This is a genomic window from Arthrobacter sp. NPDC093125 (assembly GCF_044754225.1).
Classification (GTDB): Bacteria; Actinomycetota; Actinomycetes; order Actinomycetales; family Micrococcaceae; genus Arthrobacter.
The window spans coordinates 344054-362727 of sequence record NZ_JBIVOQ010000001.1 but is presented as its reverse complement, the minus strand read 5'-3'; the positions used below and the strand labels follow the sequence as shown (position 1 = coordinate 362727).

Here is an 18674-nt window from a genome sequence, read left to right as displayed (position 1 = left end):
ACTACCGCTTTCCTGCACTGTCATTTACGGGAGACTGCCGCTTACCCGGTGTGTCGTCCAGTGAGTTTGTCCCGGAGCCGATCGACCATACCGATGCCTGCTCCGACCGTCTTATGGAACAGTTCGGAGTGCGGCGCACTGGGGTGCGGCCGCGTCGGTGCGAGCTTCTTGGCGCTCTGCACTTTTTCGCCGAGATCGACCAGCTTCTCTTTTGGGATGTGGGAGCGCAGCTTCGGGAACTGTTCTAATTCCTCGTCGCCAGCATGGTGGGTCAGCTGGGACTCCAGTTCCCGAACCAGTTCCATGAAAGTCTGATCCGAAGGATCGGCGCCTTCTATCCGCTTCATCAGCTTGACGATATCGTCGTGCTCCTTCTTGTCGTGCTCGACTTCCCCGGAACCGTTTGGCACGTGCTCTTCCATGGCGGGGTAGACGAACATTTCCTCGGCGACGGCGTGACGCATCACTTCCGCGATCAAAGTGTCGGCCAGGTTCCTGCGCTCATTGGCATCGGATGTCAGTCCGATCTGGCCTATGAGCGCAATCATCTCGCGGTGGTCGGCAGTGAGGATGTCAACGACATCCGGCTTTGTCGCGTCCGTATTGGTTTCGGCCATGACAGGTCCTCCCGTTGATTGTTGCGTGTTCAGGGGCGCTACGAGGGCCAACGTATCACCGGGCAACCACCAGATCCATGGCCCGATCAACCTCACCTCCCAAGGCCGGGCTACCGGGCGGATTGCCTGGACCATAGGATGCCCTTGTCGCTCCCGCTGCTCGCAGCAACGGACGGCGGGAGCGGTACGGCGCAGGAAGGCGGAGCACCGAATGGCACGAATGCCACACGCAACAGTGGACGTGACCGCCGCCGTCGTCCGCCGACTCATCCGGCAGCAACGGCCCGACCTCGCCGGCCGCTCCGTGGTCCGGATAGCCAATGGCTGGGACAACGCGACCTTCCGGCTCGGCGGTGAACTGGCAGTCCGGCTGCCCCGCCGGCCCGAGGCCGTGCCCCTGATCCTGCACGAGCAGCAGTACCTGCCCGGAATCGCCAGCCGCTCGCCGGCGGCGGTTCCCGTTCCCGTTCATGCCGGCCGGCCGACGCCGTACTTTCCTTTGCCTTGGAGCATCCTGCGGTGGGTTCACGGTACCCCTGCGGTTGGTGTCGGACCGGGGAATCGGGGGCCGGCCGTTGACGGTCTTGCAGCCTTTCTCATGGCCCTCCATGTGCCCGCCGCAGCAGGAGTCCCGGTCAATCCTTTCCGAGGTGTCCCGCTGAGAGACCGTGGGGCGGTTGTGTTGGAACGGCTCGAGGACAGGGAACGGTACCCGCAGGCAGCAGAACTGAGGGCGCTGTGGGCGGAGGCCTGCGCAGCCAAAGCGTGGGACGGTCCGGCCATGATGCTCCATGGGGACCTTCATCCCGCCAACATTCTGCTGGAGGCCGACGGTTCACTGGCAGGCGTAATCGATTTCGGCGATGTCGGTGCCGGGGACCCGGCTGTCGATCTTGCCGTGGGATGGTTGACGTTCGACGCCGGCGCCCGCAAGCGGTTCATCGGCGCCTTTGGCCCCTCAACAGACAGGGATACCTGGGTGAGGGCACGCGGCTGGGCTCTGGTCCTGTCCACCGCCATGGTGAGCAACTCCGATGACAATCCGCGGATGCTAGCCGTGGGAGAGTTCGGGCTGAGACAGGTGCTGGAAGGGCAAGGCTTCCTGCTGTGAAGGCAGTCCCCGGCATGAAGGGCGGCGCTAAGCTAGCGTCATGACCACAGCCCTCATCACCGGTGCCACCGCTGGTCTCGGTGCGGAATTCGCCCGCCAGCTCGCAGAACAGGGCCATGACCTGGTGCTCGTCGCCCGCGACGAGTCCCGCCTGCAGTCCACGGCCGCGGAACTTGGACGCCGGTACGGGACCGCAGCGGAGGTGCTGTCTGCGGACCTGACCGACGACGCAGGCGTGGCCGCCGTCGTCGAACGTCTTTCCGATGCGTCCCGACCGGTGGAAGTGCTGGTGAACAATGCCGGGATCGGGCTCCTGGAGGACTTTGACCGGAACAGCATCGAGGACGAGAAGAAGCACCTGAAACTGCACGTCCAAACCGCGATGGAACTCAGCCACGCCGCCCTGCAGGGGATGCTGGCGCGCGGTTCCGGGCGCATCATCAACGTGGCGAGCGTCGCTGCGTTCCTGCCGCGGGGATCGTACTCGGCTGCGAAGGCGTGGCTGGTGAGCTTCAGCCGTTGGGCCAACCTCGCCTACGGGCCGCGGGGAGTGAAGGTCACGGCGCTGTGCCCGGGGTTCGTCCACACCGAATTCCACGACAGGATGGGGATGGACAAATCCGTGGCCCCCGGCTGGACCTGGCTGCGGCCGGCCAGGGTGGTCCGCGAAGGTTTGGCGGACAATGCGAAGGGCAAGGCGGTTTCGGTTCCGACCAAGCGCTACAAGGTCCTCGCCGCCGTGGCGCGGGTCCTTCCGGACCGTGTCACTGCCGGGCCGCCGAGGAAGCCGAAGGAACCGCGGGAGGATTCCGGCGCGACCGGATAAGCACCACAACGAGGATGCCGGTCCCAGCGCCCACGAGCGTTTCCACGCCGCGCTCCGCGATGAGCACAGTGGGGTCTGAGGGCGCGGCCAGATGGGTCATGAGGAGAATGACGGGCGTGAAGGAAACCATCGCCAGTCCGTAGTGCCTCGTCATGAACAGCTCCGTGGTGAACTGGAAAACGATCACCAGCACCGCGAGGACAGCCGCCTCGGCGCCGGGGAAGAGGGGCAGCAGGGCCACCGGCCCCGGCAAAAGAACGACGGCGACAATCACCAGCCCGAGCAGGGTTCCGATGATGCGGTGGATACCGCGGTGGACGCTGCTGGGCAGGTCCGCGCCTGCGAGCGGAACAGCGGCAGCCGCCATCGCCCAGTGCGGGTGGCCGCTGCCGGAGAGCACGCCAATTGCGCCGGCCGCGCCGACTGCAACGATGTAGCGCGCCGCGTGGACGGCGGCCTTGCGCCGGAGCTGCCCCTGCAGCCGGCTGGTGGTCCTCCGTGCACCCGGGTTCCAGGTACGGCCCCGGATCCAGCCGCCGAAACCGATGAAGAGCGAGAACGCCGCGGACGCGGCTGCGATCAGCAGCGCAACATACCAGGGGACAGCGGTGGGAACCGAGGCGCAGGCGCCGAGGGCGAGGATGCCGAAAAAGGGTCCGTTAGGTTTGAGCCGGACCCTGTCGGAGTAGACGGATCCCGCGCCGGCAAAGGCGGCCTCCACCAAAACCAGCCACCAGCCGTGCAGGTGGTTGATGGAGAGCACCACTCCGATAGTTACCCCGGACAGCAGCACGAGCGCTGCCTGTAACTGGTGCCTGAGCCGGAGCTGGTGCCGCTCGTTCCGCCCGTACATGCCGGTCAGTGCCCCGCAGACGGCGTAGATGGTCAGGTCCGGCCGGCCGATGACCAAGAGGAGGAGCGAGGGGACGGCTACGCTGACGGCCACCCTCAGCGCGGAGAGGTGGTCGTTGTTGGCAGGGCCAAAGCTGTGGAGTTCCCGGACGTGGCGGAGTACCGTCCGCACCGCAACTCCTTCCACACCGGTAGCTTTTCCCGGCCGTCGGCTGAATCTTCCTTTGAGAACGTAGCACCCGGCAGATGAGGGGGCTGCATGTTCATTAAGGGGACGCAACAAAGGCCTGTCCCGCATGCTTCCCCCAAGGACAGCACGCCGGACAGGCCTTCATCACGGACGCCGGGCTACGGCAGCATCAGGCGTTGGCAGGAACCTTCGCCTCGTCAGGGTCGGCGCTCTCGTCCTCGCCCCTTTCAGGGTCGGCCTTCTCGGCGTCCACTGTCTCGAACGGCAGTTCGTCGAGGTCAATCAGCGGGTTCTCGTCCTGGCCCGCAACGAGCTCGCGGGCCTCGGCGGCGGTGTCCACGCTGGGCATGGAGCCAGGCAGCGGGCGCTGCGCCGACTCCTTCAGGAAGTAGATGGCTACCGCACCGATGGCCGAAGTGGCCATCAGGTAGTAGGCCGGCATCATGTCGTTGTCTGTCGCCGAGATCAGGGCGGCAACGATGAACGGGGTGGTGCCGCCGAAGATGGCTACGGAGAAGTTGTAGGCGATGCCCATGGCGCCGTACCGGCTGGACGTGGGGAACTGGGCAGGCAAAGCCGACGCGAGGTTGGCAACGTAGAACGTCACCGGGAAGGCCACGAGGGAGAGACCCGCCAGCGTGGACCAGACACTGCCGATGCCGATCAGCATGAACGCCGGGGCGGCCAGCACGATGGTGCTCAGAGCTCCGATCCACAGCACGGGGCGGCGGCCGATGCGGTCGGACAGCTTGCCTGTCAGCGGAATGCACAGGCTCATGATCACCAGGACCGGAATGGTCAGCAGGGTGCCGTGAACAGGGTCGTAGCCCTTGGACTCCGTGAGGTACGTCGGCATGTAGGAGGTCAGCGCATAACCGGCGGTGTTTGCTGCGGCCACGAGGATCATGGCCACGATGATTGAACGCCAGTATGCCTTCACAATGCCAACCGGGCCCTTGGCAGCGGCCACGTCTCCTGCAGCAGCGTCCTTGGCCAGCTCTTCCTGGGCATCCAGGGTTGCCTGGAACTGAGGGGATTCCTCGATCTTGCTCCGGAAGTACACGGCGATCAGGCCGAGCGGACCGGCAAGCAGGAACGGCAGGCGCCAACCCCACTCTTCCATCGCGGTCTGGCCAAGCGTCAGCTGCAGCCCGGAAACCAGCGCGGCACCGAGGGCAAAGCCGAGGTAGCTGCCAAGATCCAGGAAGCTGGCGAAGAAGCCGCGGCGCTTGTCCGGGGCGTATTCACTGACGAACGTGGTTGCGCCGGCGTATTCACCGCCGGTGGAGAAGCCCTGGACGATCTTCAGCAGCACCAGCAGCCCGGCCGCCCATATGCCGATCTGGGCGTACCCGGGGAGCAAACCGATGGCGAACGTGCTCGCGGCCATCAGCATCAGGGTTGCAGCGAGGACCTTCTGGCGGCCGATCTTGTCACCAAGCCAGCCGAAGATCACTCCGCCGAGCGGGCGGGCGATGAAGGTCGCGGCGAAGGTGCCCAGCAGGAACAGCGTCTGGACTTTGGTATCGGCCTCGGGCAGGAACACAGGGCCCATGGTGGTAATCAGGTAGCCGAACACGCCGACGTCGTACCACTCCATGGTGTTGCCCACGATGGTGCCGCCGAGCGCCTTCTTCAGCATGGGCTGGTTTACAACATTGACGTCGGACTCCTTGAGCCTGCGACGTGCGAGTAGCTTCGGTTTTTTCACACCCTGGGGTGCCGCTTGGTTGGTTCCGCCGGCATTAACAACGCCTGCTGAAGAGTCGGTCGTGCTTCGGTCTGTGGGCATTTGGGCCGCTCCTGTGGAGGTCATTTGCTTGCGACTTTTGGCTGCCCCGCTCCGGGCAGGCCTTCAATTTTACGCGATTTCCATAGCAATTGAGAGCCTGGTGCCGTATGATCCGGGGTTTTGGCCCCGATTGCGTACCGGATCCGACCCTGTTTTTCCCGCGTTTGGCCCCGTCATTCCGCGGATCCCGCCGTCTTGCAGACTTCGTTACCAAAAATTTTTGTTGACAGGCCCGTTTTGGGCCCATTTTCCGGGGTAGAGGCCGCATGCGGTGCCGGGATTCTGCTCCGGCTCGCGCCTCAGAGTGCCTCGGATTCTGCGGGCATAGTGCTCCCAGTGGGGCGCCTCCAGCGGGCGGAGTTGAACCATTTTGTGCAGGTGCTCGTCTGTTCGGATAAGCGGATCCGGCAGCGTGGACTGTGGACCGTCAACTGGAATCGAAACGGGTCGGGGGTGTTCGGCGTGGACTACGTGGTCAGCGGTCTGCCACTGCACGTCTTGGTGGTGCATGGCACGGTGGTCCTCGTGCCGCTTGCTGCTGTGTGCACGCTGCTGAGCACCGTGTGGCCGGAGGCCCGGAGGCGGCTGGGCATCGTGACCCCGCTCCTTGCACTGGTGGCCCTCATCCTGGTCCCCGTCACCCAGCAGTCCGGCGAGTGGCTCATGCAGCGGGTGGATACAACCCCCGCCATCACCACCCATTCGAATCTCGGCGGCACGCTGCTTCCGTGGGTCATCGGTGTGTTCATTGTGGCGGTGGTGCAGTGGCTGTGGTTCCGGTACGGAACGGCCCAGGCTGAAGGGCTTGGGAGGAAGCTTGGAACCGCGGGTTCCCGCGCTGCGGGAGTGGTCGCCGTCGTGCTTGTCCTTGTCCTCTGCGGCGGAACTGTCTACAGGGTGGTGGAGATCGGCGAAGCCGGATCGCGCGCGGTCTGGGAGGGTTCCTTCACGAACGGGCAGGACTAACGGCTTCGCAGGGGTTCCCGCCCCGCCGGTTTCTGCCTATGGTTGAGCCATGGGAACACTGATCTTTGAGTAGCGGCACGGCTGAATAGCCGGCACGGCGGCTGTCCTTGCTTGTCATTGCTGGGCGCCGTGGCCTCGCCGCCCCGCCTCCACATCACAAAATCCACGCCTGTTGAGGCTCAGCCTCCGGGTGTTCCGGTCTCGCCGAGATTAACTGCGGCCACTGGGCTACCCCGAAGGCAGCCAGGCAACGGCTTCATTTCATCGCGGAAAGGAAGAACAAATGGCTGATAAGAGCAAAGGGCATTCCATCAAACCGGAGGTGGCTGCACACCTGGTCGAGTCCATGGACCGGCCGCCGCTGCCGACTCCCGAAAGCATCGCCGTCACCGCGGCCATGGCCGGCGGGCACCAGTGGCCCGACGGCAACGGCAAGCACCGCCACCCCAAGGACCGCGGGTCGAGCCGCGGCCGCGTGGGTCAGGGAGCGGCAGTGACTGCAATCCACCGGACGAGCAGGCCCCAGATGCCGCACTCGTCCTAGTTCTGGACGGTTCCACCACCCCGGGACCCTGGTCCGAGGGATTCTCCCGACGACTCGCAAAGGGTCTGGGGACACTCAAACGGTCTGGGGACATCGAAGTTTCGGTGTCCCCAGACCACTTCCGCGTCCTGGGTCCATTTCCGCGTCGGGAAGCTGACGGGCCACCGCGCCGATCAGTGCACGATGCGGTTCCGTGCACGACGCCGATCGGTGCGGGATGCTGTGCAAGGCGGGATGCTGTCAGGGCCGGGCGGTCTCAGTGACGACGTCCTCGGGCTTCTTGTCCAGCCGCCAGCCGCGCCATACCGGATGCCGCAGCTTTCCAGAGCTGGTCCACTCGCCGAAGGTCACCTCGCCTACGAGGTCGGGCTCCACCCAGTGGGCACCTGCAGCGTCGAGGGCAGGCACTTGGTCGAAGGGCGATGTTTCCCGGCTCAGCCCGCTCATGGTCTGGCGCAGTTCCTTCAGTTCCCGGGTGCTGAAACCAGTGCCAACGCGGCCCACGTAGCGCAGCTTCCCGCCGTCGGGCACGCCCAGCAGCAAAGCGCCCACGGTGTCCGACCGCTCACCCTTGCCAGGCCGCCAGCCGCCCACCACAACCTCCTGGGTCTGTTCGATCTTGAGCTTGATCCACAGCCGGCTCCGCTGCCCGCTGACGTAGCGGCTGTCTGTGCGTTTGGCCATGACGCCTTCCAGACCGAGCTCGCGGGCGCTCTCCAGTATGAGCTCCAGCCGCTCGTCCAGCGTTTCCGACAGCAGCACGGGGCAATCCGCGGGGCGGTAAAAGTCCTGCAGCCTCGCCCTTCGTTCCTCGAGAGTGCGCCGGCGCAGGTCTTCGCCGTCCTCGGACAGCAGATCGAAGAGCATGAGCTGCACGGGAATGTTCGCGCGGGCCTTCTTCACGTCGCCGGGTTTGGTCAGTTTCATCCGGCCCTGCAGGAGGCCGAAGTCTGGCCTTCCGCGGGGCCCGAGGGCGACGATCTCACCGTCGGCAATGAAATCCTGCGGGGGCCAGCAGTTTCGGTCGGTCAGTTCAGGGTAGCTGGCGGACATGTCGTTGCCGTTGCGGCTGAGGAGCCGGACCTTCTCGCTGTCCGCCACCACGAGGGCCCTGATGCCATCCCACTTCAGTTCGAAGGACCAGTCGCTGCCGTGGAGGTCGGCCGGCGTCCCTGCAGTTGCCAGCATCGGTGTCGGGTCCTCAACGATGATGCTGCTTTTGCTGGCGGCGGTGCTGCGTACGGCTCCGGTTTTCTGGGCAGCCGAAGTGCGCGCGGCTTCAGCCTTGCCCGATTTAGCCTTGCCCGCTTCGGCCTTGGCCGGTTCAGACTCGTCGGTGTCAGGTTTCGTTGTTCCGGACGTGTCCTTTCCCGCCTCACCGGTCCCTGACACTCTCCCGATCCTGGCCGCGGAGGACAGGGTTCCGCGCTTGCCGCGCACCCCATGCGGCTTGTCCATCAGGTGGATGAGCCACTGCCCCTGCTCACCCTGGCCCTCCCCGGTGTGGATCAGGGCAAACTTCCTGGTGCCCCCGAGGCCGCCGCCTTCCCGGCCGGTCAGCGTGACGATCACTTCCTTGCCGTTGACCCACTTTTCCAGCTCGTAAACACCTTTGTCCCAGATGGTCATGTTTCCGGCGCCGTACTGGCCCTTGGGGATCGTGCCCTCGAAATCGGCGTAGTCCATCGGGTGGTCTTCGGTCTGGACGGCCAGGTGGTTCTTCGAGCCGGTCTCGGGCACGCCTTTGGGCAGCGCCCACGACACCAGCACGCCCTCGTGCTCCAGGCGGAGATCGTAATGGAGCCTGCTCGCATGGTGCTCCTGGATCACGAAGACTTCCTTGCCGTCCCTGCCGGTCTTGCCCTGATGTTGCCCCTTGCCCTTCGCGGACCGGGAGCTGTGGTGCTTTTCGGCAGTAAACGGTTCGGGAGTTTCGTTTTGGGACCGCAGGGACCGGTATTTGTTCAGCCTCGGATCGTCGTGGCCCCCGCTGCGGCGCGCACCGCCGTCGGACTTTCCGCCGGAACCGTGCCCTCCAGCCCCGTGCCCGCCTGCCCCGCCGCCCCCGGCGGTGCTTCGGGCGGCATGGCTGCTGGCCTCATCGACGGCGGCGAACGGGTCCTTGCCGCTGCCGACCCGGCGCATGACCTCCTCATAGTCAAGGTGCCTGAGGGAGGGGGATGACAGCTCGCGCCAAGTACGGGGGGAGGCCACGGTGGGGGTGGGCCGGCCCCGCAGTGAGTACGGAACGATCGTGGTCTTGGAGGCGTTGTTCTGGCTCCAGTCCACGAGAACCTTGCCGGTCCTCAGCGACTTCTTCATGTCACTCACGGCCAGGTCGGGGTGGTCGGCCTCCAGAGCCCGGGCGAGTTCGTGCGCAAAATCGGAAATCTGATCGGACGTTTGGGTGCCGTCCAGTGCCGCATACAGGTGGATGCCCTTGCTCCCGCTGGTCACGGGCATCGGATCCAGCCCCACGTCCTGCAGGATGGCCCGGGCCAGCCTCGCCACTTCGGCGCATTCCTGCAGTCCTGCGCCCTCGCCGGGGTCCAGGTCAAGCACGATCCGGTCGGGGTTGAGGACGTTGCCGTGCGAGTCCACCCGCCACTGCGGGACATGGATTTCCAGCGAGGCGATCTGCGCCAGCCACGCCAGGGTGGCGGGGTCGTTGACCAGGGGGTAGTAGTTGGTGCTGGTCTTGTGGGTGATGGCTGCCCTGGGCACCCAGCCGGGGGTGGAATGGTCCAGGTTCTTCTGGAAGAACATCTGCCCCGGCTCTTCCGCCGTTCCCACGCCGTGGACCCACCGCTTGCGCGTCGCAGGCCGGTCCGCCGCGGCAGGGATGAGCACAGGCGCCACCGCCGCGTAATAGGCCAGGACATCGGCCTTGGTTGTGCCCGTTGCCGGGTAGAGCACTTTGTCCAGGTTTGTCAGGGTCAGTTCTCGCCCGGCGACGCGGACACGTTCCTTACCGCCGGCCACGGGGCTTCACCTCTGGGGCAGGGTGATGTTGACTGTTCTCATGAGAGCGATCTGGAAAGGCGCCATTGCGTTCGGGCTGGTCAACGTCCCGGTCAAGGTGTACAGCGCCACCGAGGACCACGACATCAGCCTCCATCAGGTGCACAACGCCGACGGCGGCAGGATACGGTACCAGCGCCGCTGCGAGGTCTGCAGCAAGGTGGTGGACTACGCGGACATCGAGAAGGCCTACGAGGACGACGGCCGCACGGTGATCCTGACCCGTGACGAGCTCAAAGCCATTCCGGCGGAAAACAGCCACGAGATCGAAGTGGTGCAGTTTGTGCCGTCCGAGCAGCTCGACCCCGTCATGTTCGAGAAGAGCTACTACCTCGAACCCGACTCGAAGTCGCCCAAGGCCTACATGCTGCTGCGCCGGGCACTCGAGGACACCGACCGTGTAGCCATAGTGCAGTTTGCGCTGCGGGACAAGACGAGGCTGGGCGCCCTGCGGATCCGCGACGACGTCCTGATGCTGCAGGCCCTGCTGTGGGCGGATGAGGTGCGCGAGGCGGAATTTCCCTCCCTGGACACCTCCATCCGGATCTCCGCCCAGGAGCGCGAGATGTCCGCTGCCCTCGTGGAATCCATGGCCTCCGACTTCGAACCGGAGCAGTTCACGGACGACTACCAGGCCCAGCTGCGCCAGCTGATTGAAGCCAAGCTGGAGAAGGGCGACGCCCTGGATACCGAAGAAACCTTTGGCGCCGAGGCCGGGGAAGGGGGTACCGGCGAAGTGATCGACCTGATGGAGGCGCTCAAACGAAGCCTGGACCGGAAGCGCGGAGCCGGCAAGCAGGCGGCTGGGGGCGGGGCCGACGAGGAATCCGATTCTGACGAAGACGAGACCGAGGAGGCCGAGGACACCGGGACTGACAGCAGCACCGGCTCCGGCAAGGGCACTTCCCGCAGCAGCTCGTCCGGCAGGAGTGCGGCGGGCAAGGGAACATCCGGCAGCCGCACCACGGCCAAGGCCGACAGCGCCGCTAAGTCCGGGACCTCCAAGTCCGCCGGCAGCAGGACAGCAAGCGGCAAGAGCGGGGAAGGCACCTCTTCGGGGGCAGCCAAGGCCCCGGCCAAGACTGCATCGCGGTCCACCTCGAAGCCGGCAGCCAAGACCGATCCCAAGTCTGGAACGGCCGCCAAGACGGCTTCGAAGTCGACGGCCACGAAAGCCGCCTCTACCAAGACGGCAAGGAAGGGCGCTTAAGGCGGGCAGCGTGCCGGTGGCCATGGAGCCGGCTGTGGCCATCGTTCCCTCCGGGATTCCTGTTGCTCGCCTTGCCTACGGTGCGTCGACTTCTCCGCGGTCCACTGAGGCCCGCCAGGCGCCGGTCTCGATGCCGCGTGATTCGATGAACTCCTTGAAGCGCAGCAGGTCGGATTCCACCTGGCTTTCATCCACGTGTGCTGCGGCTCCGGTCCTCTCGAGCAGGCCCTCGGGCTCCCAGTCGAGCTCCACGTTGACCCGGCAGAGGTCCTTGCCGAGGCTGTCGAACGTCACGCGTCCGGCATTGCGGGGCTTGTCCTTGCTGACCCACGCTATGCACTTGTCCGGCGTCTGCTCCAGGATCTGGGCGTCATACTCGCGCTTGATTCCCGCCACCTTGGTGCGGAAGTGCAGGGAAGTCTCGTCGATCTGTTCCACAGACTCGACGCCCTTCATGAACTCGGGGAAGGACTCGAACTGCGTCCACTGGTTGTAGGCCGTGCTGACCGGAACCTGGACCTCAATGCTTTCGTGCAGGGTTGCCACTCTGTCATCCTCCTTCAGCCCGGGTCTCCGGTGCGGTCTTGAACGGCGGTGCGGCGTGAACTGCCTCCCATGGCGGCGCCATAATTCCAAGCTAGTTGGGCCGCAGGGCAAAAACAACTCACTAGTAAGTTTGCTTACCAGTGACTTCGAGCGCCCGGAAACACAACAGCCGGCCCCTGCCTGCCCCCGGGAAGTCGGGAACGGGCAGGGAGCCGGCCGCAGTGAGGCTGCTGGATCCTACTCGGCGTCGTGGTCCGTCTCGAGGATCTGGACCAGGCGGTCGAGGGCTGCGTCTGCACCGTCGCCCTCGGCCCGGAGCACCACAACGTCGCCGTGTGAGGCGCCGAGGCTCATCAGGGACAGGATGCTGGCGGCGTCCATTGCCTCGTCTGCCGGCTCACCTTCGCGGGCGATGGTGATGTCGAGGTCAAACTCGCCGGCTGCTTCGGCGAAGATAGCTGCCGGGCGTGCGTGCAGGCCTACTCGGCTGGCGACGGTTGCGGTACGTTCGGACATTTCTGCTCCTTGCAATTTGCAGTGTGGGTTTAGGTGCTGAAGGTCAGCGGGTCAGACAGAAACAGGGACGCTCTCCACCGTATCAACGGGCTTGCGGGCAGCCCAGCGCTTGAGGGCAAGCACGATGAGGGCGGTGACCACCGTTCCGGCCAGGATCGAGAGGACGAACATCAGGACGTTGCCGATGGCGAAGAACACGAAGATACCGCCGTGGGGTGCCTGCGACGTGACGCCAAAGGCCATGGCGAGCGCGCCGGTGACGGCACCGCCGGCCATGCTGGCGGGGATGACGCGCAGGGGATCTGCAGCGGCGAACGGAATGGCGCCCTCGGAAATGAAGGAGGCACCGAGCAGCCAGGCTGCCTTGCCGTTCTCGCGCTCCGCAAGGCTGAAGAGCTTCTTGTCCAGGACGGTTGCCAGGGCCATCGCCAGCGGCGGAACCATGCCCGCGGCCATCACGGTTGCCATGATCTGCCACGGTGCCTGGTTGGTGGCGCTGCCGGCGCTCAGGCCGGCGACGGCGAAGGCGTAGGCCACCTTGTTGACCGGGCCGCCGAGGTCGAAGCACATCATAAGGCCGAGGATGATTCCGAGGACCACGGCGGAGGCGCCGGTCATGCCGGAGAGCCAGCCGTTCAGCCCGGCGGTGAGGCCTGCGATCGGGCCGCCCAGAACCATGAACATGAGGCCGGAAGCGACAATGGAGGCCAGCAGCGGAATGATGACGACGGGCATCAGGCCGCGGAGCCAGCGCGGTACCTGCCAGGTCCCGATCAGGTGCGCGATGTAGCCTGCGAGCAGGCCGCCGATGATGCCGCCCAGGAAGCCGGCATCCATGAAGCTGGCCACAGCACCGGCGACGAAGCCCGGTGCGATACCTGGCCTGTCGGCGATTGCATAGGCGATGTACCCGGCAAGTGCCGGCACCAGGAAGCCCATGGACAGGGCGCCGATCTTGAACATCACGGCACCCAGGTAGATGGCGAGGCCACCTTCGGGAAGGTTCCCGAAGTTGTTCTCGAGCACAACGGTGTCTGCGACCTCGGTGATGTCGTAACCGCCCAGGAGGAAGCCGAGGGCGATCAGCAGGCCGCCGCCGGCGACGAACGGAATCATGTAGCTGACACCGGTCAGCAGGGCCCTCTTGAGCTTCTGGCCAATGTGCTCGCCCTTTTCAGCGGCTTCCTGTTCGGCCTGCTCCTCGGCGCCAAAGTGTGGAACCCGGCGGGCATTGGGGTTGTCCGCGGCGTCCAGCGCTTCCTGCACCATCTTTGCGGGTTCGTCGATGCCGCGCTTGACCGGGGCGTTGATGACGGGTTTGCCGGCGAACCTCTCCTTGCCGCGCACGTCCACGTCCACGGCGAAGATCACAGCGTCGGCTGCCTCAATGACGGCCGGATCCAGGGGCTTGGCGCCCGAGGAACCCTGGGTTTCCACCTGCAGGTCGACGCCGGCTTCCTGGGCGGCTGCCACGAGGGAGTCGGCAGCCATGTAGGTGTGGGCGATGCCGGTGGGGCAGGCCGTAACGGCGACGAGGCGCTTGGGCCCGCTCTTGGCGGTGGCGCCGCCCGTAGCGCCCGGGGTGGCAGCTGCAGATGCGCCTGCCCCGCTGGCTACCGGGTTGCCTGAGGGAGCGGCGGCCGCGTGTGCTGCCGGCTTGTCCGCCAGGGCGTTCTCAACGAGTTCAACGATCTCGGCCTGGCTGGATGCGGCGCGCAGGCCGGCAGTGAAGTCCTTTTTGATCAGGGACCGGGCGAGCTTGGAGAGGAGCTTCAGGTGTTCCTGGTCCGCGCCAGAGGGAGCTGCGATGAAGAAGATGAGATCCGCGGGGCCGTCCTTTGCACCGAAGTCGACCTTCTGCGACAGCCGGGCCATGGCCAGCGTCGGTTCGATCACTGCAGCCGAACGGCAGTGGGGGATGGCGATGCCGCCGGGAACACCGGTGGCAGTTTTCTGTTCGCGGGCGAAGGCATCGGCGAAGAGGCCCTCTACTTCGCTGGCACGGCCAACGGCGGCGACCCGGCCTGCGAGATGCCGGATCACGTCCTCGGGCGAATTGCCCAGGTTCTGGTCGAGCTCGACCAGGTCGGTGGTGATGAGCTGAGTCACTGTCAATCCTTCCGGAGAGCCGTGATGGTTACGGCATCGGGGGTGGTTTGGTGGACTGCCGGGACGGTGGAGCCCGGCAGGGAAGCGGCTGCGGCGCCGTGCGCAACAGCCTGACGGAGGCAGTCAGCCGGGGCGGCACCCTGGCCGGCGGCGAGCAGGTAGCCGGCCAGCGAGGAATCGCCTGCACCGACCGTACTGACCGCGGTGACCGGCGGATGCGTGGCCAGCCACGCGCCGTCGGCCGTCACAAGAACAGCGCCCTTTGAACCGAGCGTTGCCAACACGGCTCCCACACCGGAACGCACGACGGCGGCGGCGGCCGCGGCGGCAGCCTCCGGATCCGCTTCGAGCTCCTCAGCCGTGCTCACCGAGGCGAACCCTGCTGCGGCAGCAAGCTCCGCGAGTTCCTCGGCGTTGGGTTTGAGCAGATCCGGTTTCCCGGAAACCGCTCCTTGCGCATCATCCGCGACGGCCGCGGCGAGCGGTGCCCCGGAGGAGTCAACGGCAATCTGCGGCACCCCGGCTCCGGCGTCCGCCGACCGGAGCCGACGGGCGACCGTGGCATAGAAACCGGCGGGAACTCCGGGCGGGAGCGATCCCGCAAGGACCACCCAGCTGGCGCCTTTGGCATGTTCCAGCAGCAGCCCGATCAGGGCCTCCTGGGCCTCTTCATCGAGCACCGGGCCGGGCTCGTTGATCTTGGTGGTGACCCCGCCCGGCTCCGTAAGCGCCACGTTGGTACGCAGCGGCTCGTGGATGGAGAGGGCAGCGAAGGGCACCTTGGCATCGCGCAGTCCGGCAATGACTGGGTCCGAATCTCCCCCTGGAAGGACAGCAACCGTTTCAAGTCCGGAAGCCACGAGGGCGCGTGAGACGTTGACTCCCTTGCCGCCGGACTCCTGGCTGACGGACACGGCGCGCTGCACTTCGCCGCGTTCAAGCGGTCCGGGAAGCGCCACGGTGCGGTCGAGGCTGGGGTTGGCTGTGAGCGTGACAATCATGCGACGACCACCTCCACGCCGGCGTCTGCAAGCGCCGCGGCTAGTTCTCGGCTGGGTTTGCTGTCAGTGATCACTGTGTCCAGATCTTTCAACGAGGCGAACTGGACCAGCGTTTCCGCATCCAGCTTGGACGAATCGGCCAGCACCACAATGCGGCGGGCCGAATGGACGAAGGCGGCTTTGACGGCTGCCTCTTCGGGGTCGGGCGTGCTGAGGCCAAAGCTGGCGTGGATCCCGTTGGTCCCCACGAAGGCAATGTCCGGGCGGAGCCGGCAGGCCGCGTCAACGGTCGACTGGCCTACAGCTGCTTGGGTCAGTCCACGGACGCGGCCGCCCAGGAGCTGCAGCGCGATGCCCTTGGTGCTGGCGAGTTTGGCGGCGATGGGAACGGCGTGCGTGATAACCACGAGTTCCTGGTTGTCCGGCTCATTGGCTGCCCCCTTCCCTGCGGACGGTCCGGCGCTGCGGCGGGCCAGGATGTCGGCGAGCACTTCTGTGGTGGAGCCGGCGTCGAGCACGATGCTGCTTGAGGGGCCCTGGGGCAGGAAGGCGAGGGCGGCCTCTGCGATGCGGAGCTTTTGCGACTGGCGCTGGACCGTGCGCTCGAGGATGCTTTCTTCGGTTGTGCTGAAACGGTCAGCGGAGACTGCGCCTCCGTGGACGCGGCGGACGGTGCCGGCAGCTTCCAAGGCGGCGAGATCGCGCCGGACGGTCTCGGTGGTGATGCGGAAGCGCTCGGCGAGGTCAGTGACGCTGGCGCGGCCGCTGGCGGCAACGAGCCCTGCGATCTGCTGCTGACGCTCCTCGGCGAACACATACCCTCCATTGCGTAAGTACTGCCTGCGTGGTTACTGCAGTGACTGCCATCACATGATCTGCAACTACTTGACTTTATCTTCGTTCATGTTGCTTTGTCAATGAAAAACAACATGAAACCAAAAAGCCGGGCCGGACCCGGAAGGGTCGGCCCGGCATTCCGGTGCTAATGATGGACTTTTCGGTGAGCCGGAGGGCTGGCGGAAGGTCCATGGGGACGGGTTACAGGTTTCCGTCGCGGCTTTCGTTGCGGGTGATGCGCTCGCCGGTGTTGGGATCAACCACCGAGCGGGTTTCGCTGACGCGCCGGCTCCGGCCGGGGTTGGCCAGGATGAGGGACGCGATCAGGCCGATGACGCCCACGGCCATCAGGATGTACCCGATCAGGGTCTGGTCGACATAGGGAATGAGGCCGGGGGTGACGGCCCAGGCCAGGATGGCACCCAGGGCGATGAGGAAGATAGCGGAACCGATTCTCATGACGTGCTCCTTGCATTAGCGGACTTCTCGCAACGTGGGTCGTGCCGGCCAAACGTCTATTAAATTCTGCGTCTATCAGATGCGTTGAAACGTCGCTTACTAAGCATGCTGTTAATCGTCAGGCTACATCCCGGGAATCGCACTTTCAATCAAACGCGCAGGTCAGCGCGGACATGGACTTCGATAGGCTGGTCCGATGGAAACGGTGGTGTGGTCGAAGCCGGCCAGCGAGCGTGCGGGGACCCCCTTGCTGGTGATGATGCACGGCTACGGCAGGGACGAATCGCGGATGGTAAACCTGTTCAACCATGTCCCCGCCGAGTTCACCTGCGCTGCGCTGCGGGCGCCGATGCCCATCGCGGATGGCTATGGCTGGTTCCTGCTCGACTACTTCCTGACGAACGACTTCGCGGATGTCATTGCCGCTGCCAATTCTGTTCTGACCTGGATTGACTCGGTCAAGGACGGGCACAGCAGTGTGAGCCTGCTGGGATACTCGCAGGGAATGGCCATGGCAAGCACCCTGCTGAGGCTGCGGCCGCAGGCGTTTCCGGCCGTGGTGGGGCTGTCCGGCTTTGTCCTGAACAACGATCTGTTGGGACTTGGTGAATCTTTTGACGTCCGGCCGCCGTTTTTCTGGGGGAGGGACAAGGCCGACCTCGTGATCAACGACGATGCCATCGAGTACACCGCGGAGTGGCTGGAAGCCCATACCCAGCTCACCGCCCGCACCTACCCCGGGATGGGGCACGGCATGTGCAAAGCGGAAATGGTTGACGTCAGCGCCTTCCTCCGGCACTACGTCCAGTAGCAGAGCCATGTGCGCCCGCAGCCATGGCGACTAAAACGGGAGTTAAAAACAGTTGCGGGGCAAATTTGCAAGCGCTTACACTCATCTCTGGCCGTCACACCGGTCCTCGATAAGCGCTGAAGGGGCCGGACCACGGAATGCAGGCAGCAGTAACGGATGACACGTTTGCCGTGACAAGCCTGCGGCCTCATCATGGAAGTAGACGTTTCCCAGAGTCTTGCGCTGCACACCATCGAAGCTGTGCCGGCCGGGGTCTGTGCCGTTCACAGCGACAGTGTCCCTCAAAACGATGCTGCCGCTCTAACGACGGCTGCTGAATTGTTCGCGCCGAATGACCTGCGCACCACAAAATTCCGCCAATGGGGGCGGACCCACCCTGCATGGTCCCCAACCAGTGCTGCCCTCCCTCCGAAAGGAAACTGCACCAGCCATGACTGAACGACCCAACGCCAGCGGCCATCCCGGCGCCAGCTCCGGCAGCACCCTGCCCAGCTGGACCACCGCCTCAGCCATTCTTTTCGACCTCGACGGCGTCCTGACGCCCACGGCTGTGGTGCACGAGCGCGCGTGGCAGGAGCTTTTCGACGGCTACCTCGCCTCCGTGCCCGGGAAGCCCGGGTACCGTGAGAGTGACTACTTCGACCACATCGACGGCAAGCCCAGGTTCGACGGCGTCCGTGACTTCCTGACCTCCCGCGGCATCGAACTTCCGGAGGGGCCAACCGATGACCACCCGGACAACGAGACGGTCCAGGGGCTGGGCAACCGGAAGAACCTTATCTTCAACGACATTGTCAGCGCTGGCGTAGACGCCTATGAGGGGTCGGTGCGGTTTCTCGAGGCTGCGCTTGCCCGGGGGCTCAAGGTCGCCGTCGTCTCATCTTCGCGCAACGCGCCGTCGGTGCTGCACGCCGCCGGCCTCGACGCCCACTTCACGGTGGTGGTGGACGGCGTGGTGGCGGCAGCGGAAGGCCTTCCCGGAAAGCCCAGCCCCGCCACATACGAATACGCCGCCCGGCTTCTGAAGCTGCCCAGCGAAGCCTGCGTGGTGGTCGAAGACGCAGTATCCGGCGTCCAGGCCGGCAGGGCAGGCAGCTTCCACTCCGTGATCGGGGTAGACCGGGGTGCAGGCAGGCAGACCCTGCTCGAGGCCGGGGCCACGCTTGTGGTGAACGACCTCGACGAACTGCTCTAGCTCCGCCTCTCCACGCTTTACGCCAGGTCCCCAACCCTGGCCGCACCTCCAAACGCATAAGGAACGCCACT

At 65.4% G+C, this 18674-nt stretch carries 17 protein-coding genes; 7 read left to right on the top strand and 10 right to left on the bottom strand.

The window, feature by feature from the left end:
* Positions 1–41: 41 nt before the first annotated feature.
* Complete coding sequence (locus ACIP9X_RS01670; protein WP_400477976.1) at positions 42–617, bottom strand: hemerythrin domain-containing protein; 576 nt, start codon at positions 615–617, stop codon at positions 42–44.
* Between the two features lie 211 nt (positions 618–828).
* Between ACIP9X_RS01670 and ACIP9X_RS01665 the strand changes: the two genes are divergently transcribed.
* Positions 829–1728 (top strand): aminoglycoside phosphotransferase family protein, encoded by a 900-nt coding sequence (locus ACIP9X_RS01665; protein WP_400477975.1) that lies wholly within the window; start codon positions 829–831, stop codon positions 1726–1728.
* Between the two features lie 40 nt (positions 1729–1768).
* Entirely contained in the window at positions 1769–2554 is a 786-nt protein-coding gene (locus ACIP9X_RS01660) for an SDR family NAD(P)-dependent oxidoreductase (protein WP_400477974.1), read from the top strand.
* On the opposite strand, the gene ACIP9X_RS01655 is transcribed toward ACIP9X_RS01660, so the two are convergent.
* Together ACIP9X_RS01655 and ACIP9X_RS01650 are read right to left on the bottom strand one after the other, a co-directional pair.
* Positions 2493–3578 carry an FUSC family protein gene (locus tag ACIP9X_RS01655; protein WP_400477973.1) on the bottom strand — a complete coding sequence of 362 codons (1086 nt, stop codon included), beginning with the start codon at positions 3576–3578 and terminating at the stop codon, positions 2493–2495. The genes ACIP9X_RS01660 and ACIP9X_RS01655 overlap by 62 nt on opposite strands.
* 187 nt (positions 3579–3765) lie before the next feature.
* A complete protein-coding gene (locus ACIP9X_RS01650; protein ID WP_400477972.1) occupies positions 3766–5388 on the bottom strand; it encodes an MFS transporter in 1623 nt (540 codons plus the stop codon).
* 336 nt (positions 5389–5724) lie between these two features.
* Between ACIP9X_RS01650 and ACIP9X_RS01645 the strand changes: the two genes are divergently transcribed.
* Complete coding sequence (locus tag ACIP9X_RS01645) at positions 5725–6354, top strand: DUF2231 domain-containing protein (RefSeq protein ID WP_400477971.1); 630 nt, start codon at positions 5725–5727, stop codon at positions 6352–6354.
* A 283-nt stretch (positions 6355–6637) separates the two neighbouring features.
* On the top strand, positions 6638–6898 hold the full coding sequence (locus ACIP9X_RS01640; protein ID WP_400477970.1) for a hypothetical protein: 261 nt from the start codon (positions 6638–6640) through the stop codon (positions 6896–6898).
* Between the two features lie 240 nt (positions 6899–7138).
* Here ACIP9X_RS01640 and ACIP9X_RS01635 read toward each other — a convergent pair whose 3' ends face one another.
* Positions 7139–9880, bottom strand: a complete 2742-nt coding sequence (locus ACIP9X_RS01635; protein WP_400477969.1) for an ATP-dependent DNA ligase — start codon at positions 9878–9880, stop codon at positions 7139–7141.
* Positions 9881–9920: 40 nt separating this feature from the next.
* Here ACIP9X_RS01635 and ACIP9X_RS01630 point away from each other — a divergent pair, with 40 nt between their 5' ends.
* Complete coding sequence (locus ACIP9X_RS01630; RefSeq protein WP_400477968.1) at positions 9921–11129, top strand: Ku protein; 1209 nt, start codon at positions 9921–9923, stop codon at positions 11127–11129.
* Between the two features lie 75 nt (positions 11130–11204).
* Here the strand turns inward: ACIP9X_RS01630 and ACIP9X_RS01625 are convergent, their stop codons facing one another.
* From ACIP9X_RS01625 to ACIP9X_RS01600, 6 genes are all read right to left on the bottom strand, one after another.
* A complete protein-coding gene (locus tag ACIP9X_RS01625; protein WP_400477967.1) occupies positions 11205–11675 on the bottom strand; it encodes an SRPBCC family protein in 471 nt (156 codons plus the stop codon).
* A 237-nt stretch (positions 11676–11912) separates the two neighbouring features.
* The gene (locus tag ACIP9X_RS01620) at positions 11913–12191 is read right to left on the bottom strand and encodes an HPr family phosphocarrier protein (RefSeq protein WP_076799084.1); all 279 of its coding nucleotides are present in this window, start codon (positions 12189–12191) and stop codon (positions 11913–11915) included.
* A 51-nt stretch (positions 12192–12242) separates the two neighbouring features.
* Entirely contained in the window at positions 12243–14300 is a 2058-nt protein-coding gene (locus ACIP9X_RS01615) for a fructose-specific PTS transporter subunit EIIC (protein ID WP_400477966.1), read from the bottom strand.
* 2 nt (positions 14301–14302) lie between these two features.
* Positions 14303–15301, bottom strand: coding sequence for a 1-phosphofructokinase family hexose kinase (locus ACIP9X_RS01610; protein WP_400477965.1), 999 nt, complete (start codon positions 15299–15301; stop codon positions 14303–14305).
* Positions 15298–16116 (bottom strand): DeoR/GlpR family DNA-binding transcription regulator, encoded by an 819-nt coding sequence (locus tag ACIP9X_RS01605; protein WP_400477964.1) that lies wholly within the window; start codon positions 16114–16116, stop codon positions 15298–15300. Before ACIP9X_RS01605 ends, ACIP9X_RS01610 begins: the two co-directional genes overlap by 4 nt.
* Before the next feature lie 223 nt (positions 16117–16339).
* Complete coding sequence (locus ACIP9X_RS01600; RefSeq protein ID WP_400477963.1) at positions 16340–16597, bottom strand: DUF6458 family protein; 258 nt, start codon at positions 16595–16597, stop codon at positions 16340–16342.
* A gap of 196 nt (positions 16598–16793) precedes the next feature.
* On the opposite strand from ACIP9X_RS01600, the gene ACIP9X_RS01595 reads away from it, so the two are divergent.
* Together ACIP9X_RS01595 and ACIP9X_RS01590 are read left to right on the top strand one after the other, a co-directional pair.
* Entirely contained in the window at positions 16794–17408 is a 615-nt protein-coding gene (locus ACIP9X_RS01595; protein ID WP_400477962.1) for an alpha/beta hydrolase, read from the top strand.
* 430 nt (positions 17409–17838) lie between these two features.
* On the top strand, positions 17839–18603 hold the full coding sequence (locus ACIP9X_RS01590) for an HAD family hydrolase (protein WP_400477961.1): 765 nt from the start codon (positions 17839–17841) through the stop codon (positions 18601–18603).
* Positions 18604–18674: the final 71 nt, after the last annotated feature.

Coding starts and splice junctions, on each gene's coding strand:
- ACIP9X_RS01670 (WP_400477976.1), bottom strand. CDS start 617: ATGGCCGAAACCAATACGGACGCGACAAAGCCGGATGTCGTTGACATC.
- ACIP9X_RS01620 (WP_076799084.1), bottom strand. CDS start 12,191: ATGTCCGAACGTACCGCAACCGTCGCCAGCCGAGTAGGCCTGCACGCA.
- ACIP9X_RS01595 (WP_400477962.1), top strand. CDS start 16,794: ATGGAAACGGTGGTGTGGTCGAAGCCGGCCAGCGAGCGTGCGGGGACC.
- ACIP9X_RS01665 (WP_400477975.1), top strand. CDS start 829: ATGGCACGAATGCCACACGCAACAGTGGACGTGACCGCCGCCGTCGTC.
- ACIP9X_RS01610 (WP_400477965.1), bottom strand. CDS start 15,301: ATGATTGTCACGCTCACAGCCAACCCCAGCCTCGACCGCACCGTGGCG.
- ACIP9X_RS01650 (WP_400477972.1), bottom strand. CDS start 5,388: ATGCCCACAGACCGAAGCACGACCGACTCTTCAGCAGGCGTTGTTAAT.
- ACIP9X_RS01640 (WP_400477970.1), top strand. CDS start 6,638: ATGGCTGATAAGAGCAAAGGGCATTCCATCAAACCGGAGGTGGCTGCA.
- ACIP9X_RS01660 (WP_400477974.1), top strand. CDS start 1,769: ATGACCACAGCCCTCATCACCGGTGCCACCGCTGGTCTCGGTGCGGAA.
- ACIP9X_RS01590 (WP_400477961.1), top strand. CDS start 17,839: ATGACTGAACGACCCAACGCCAGCGGCCATCCCGGCGCCAGCTCCGGC.
- ACIP9X_RS01630 (WP_400477968.1), top strand. CDS start 9,921: ATGAGAGCGATCTGGAAAGGCGCCATTGCGTTCGGGCTGGTCAACGTC.
- ACIP9X_RS01600 (WP_400477963.1), bottom strand. CDS start 16,597: ATGAGAATCGGTTCCGCTATCTTCCTCATCGCCCTGGGTGCCATCCTG.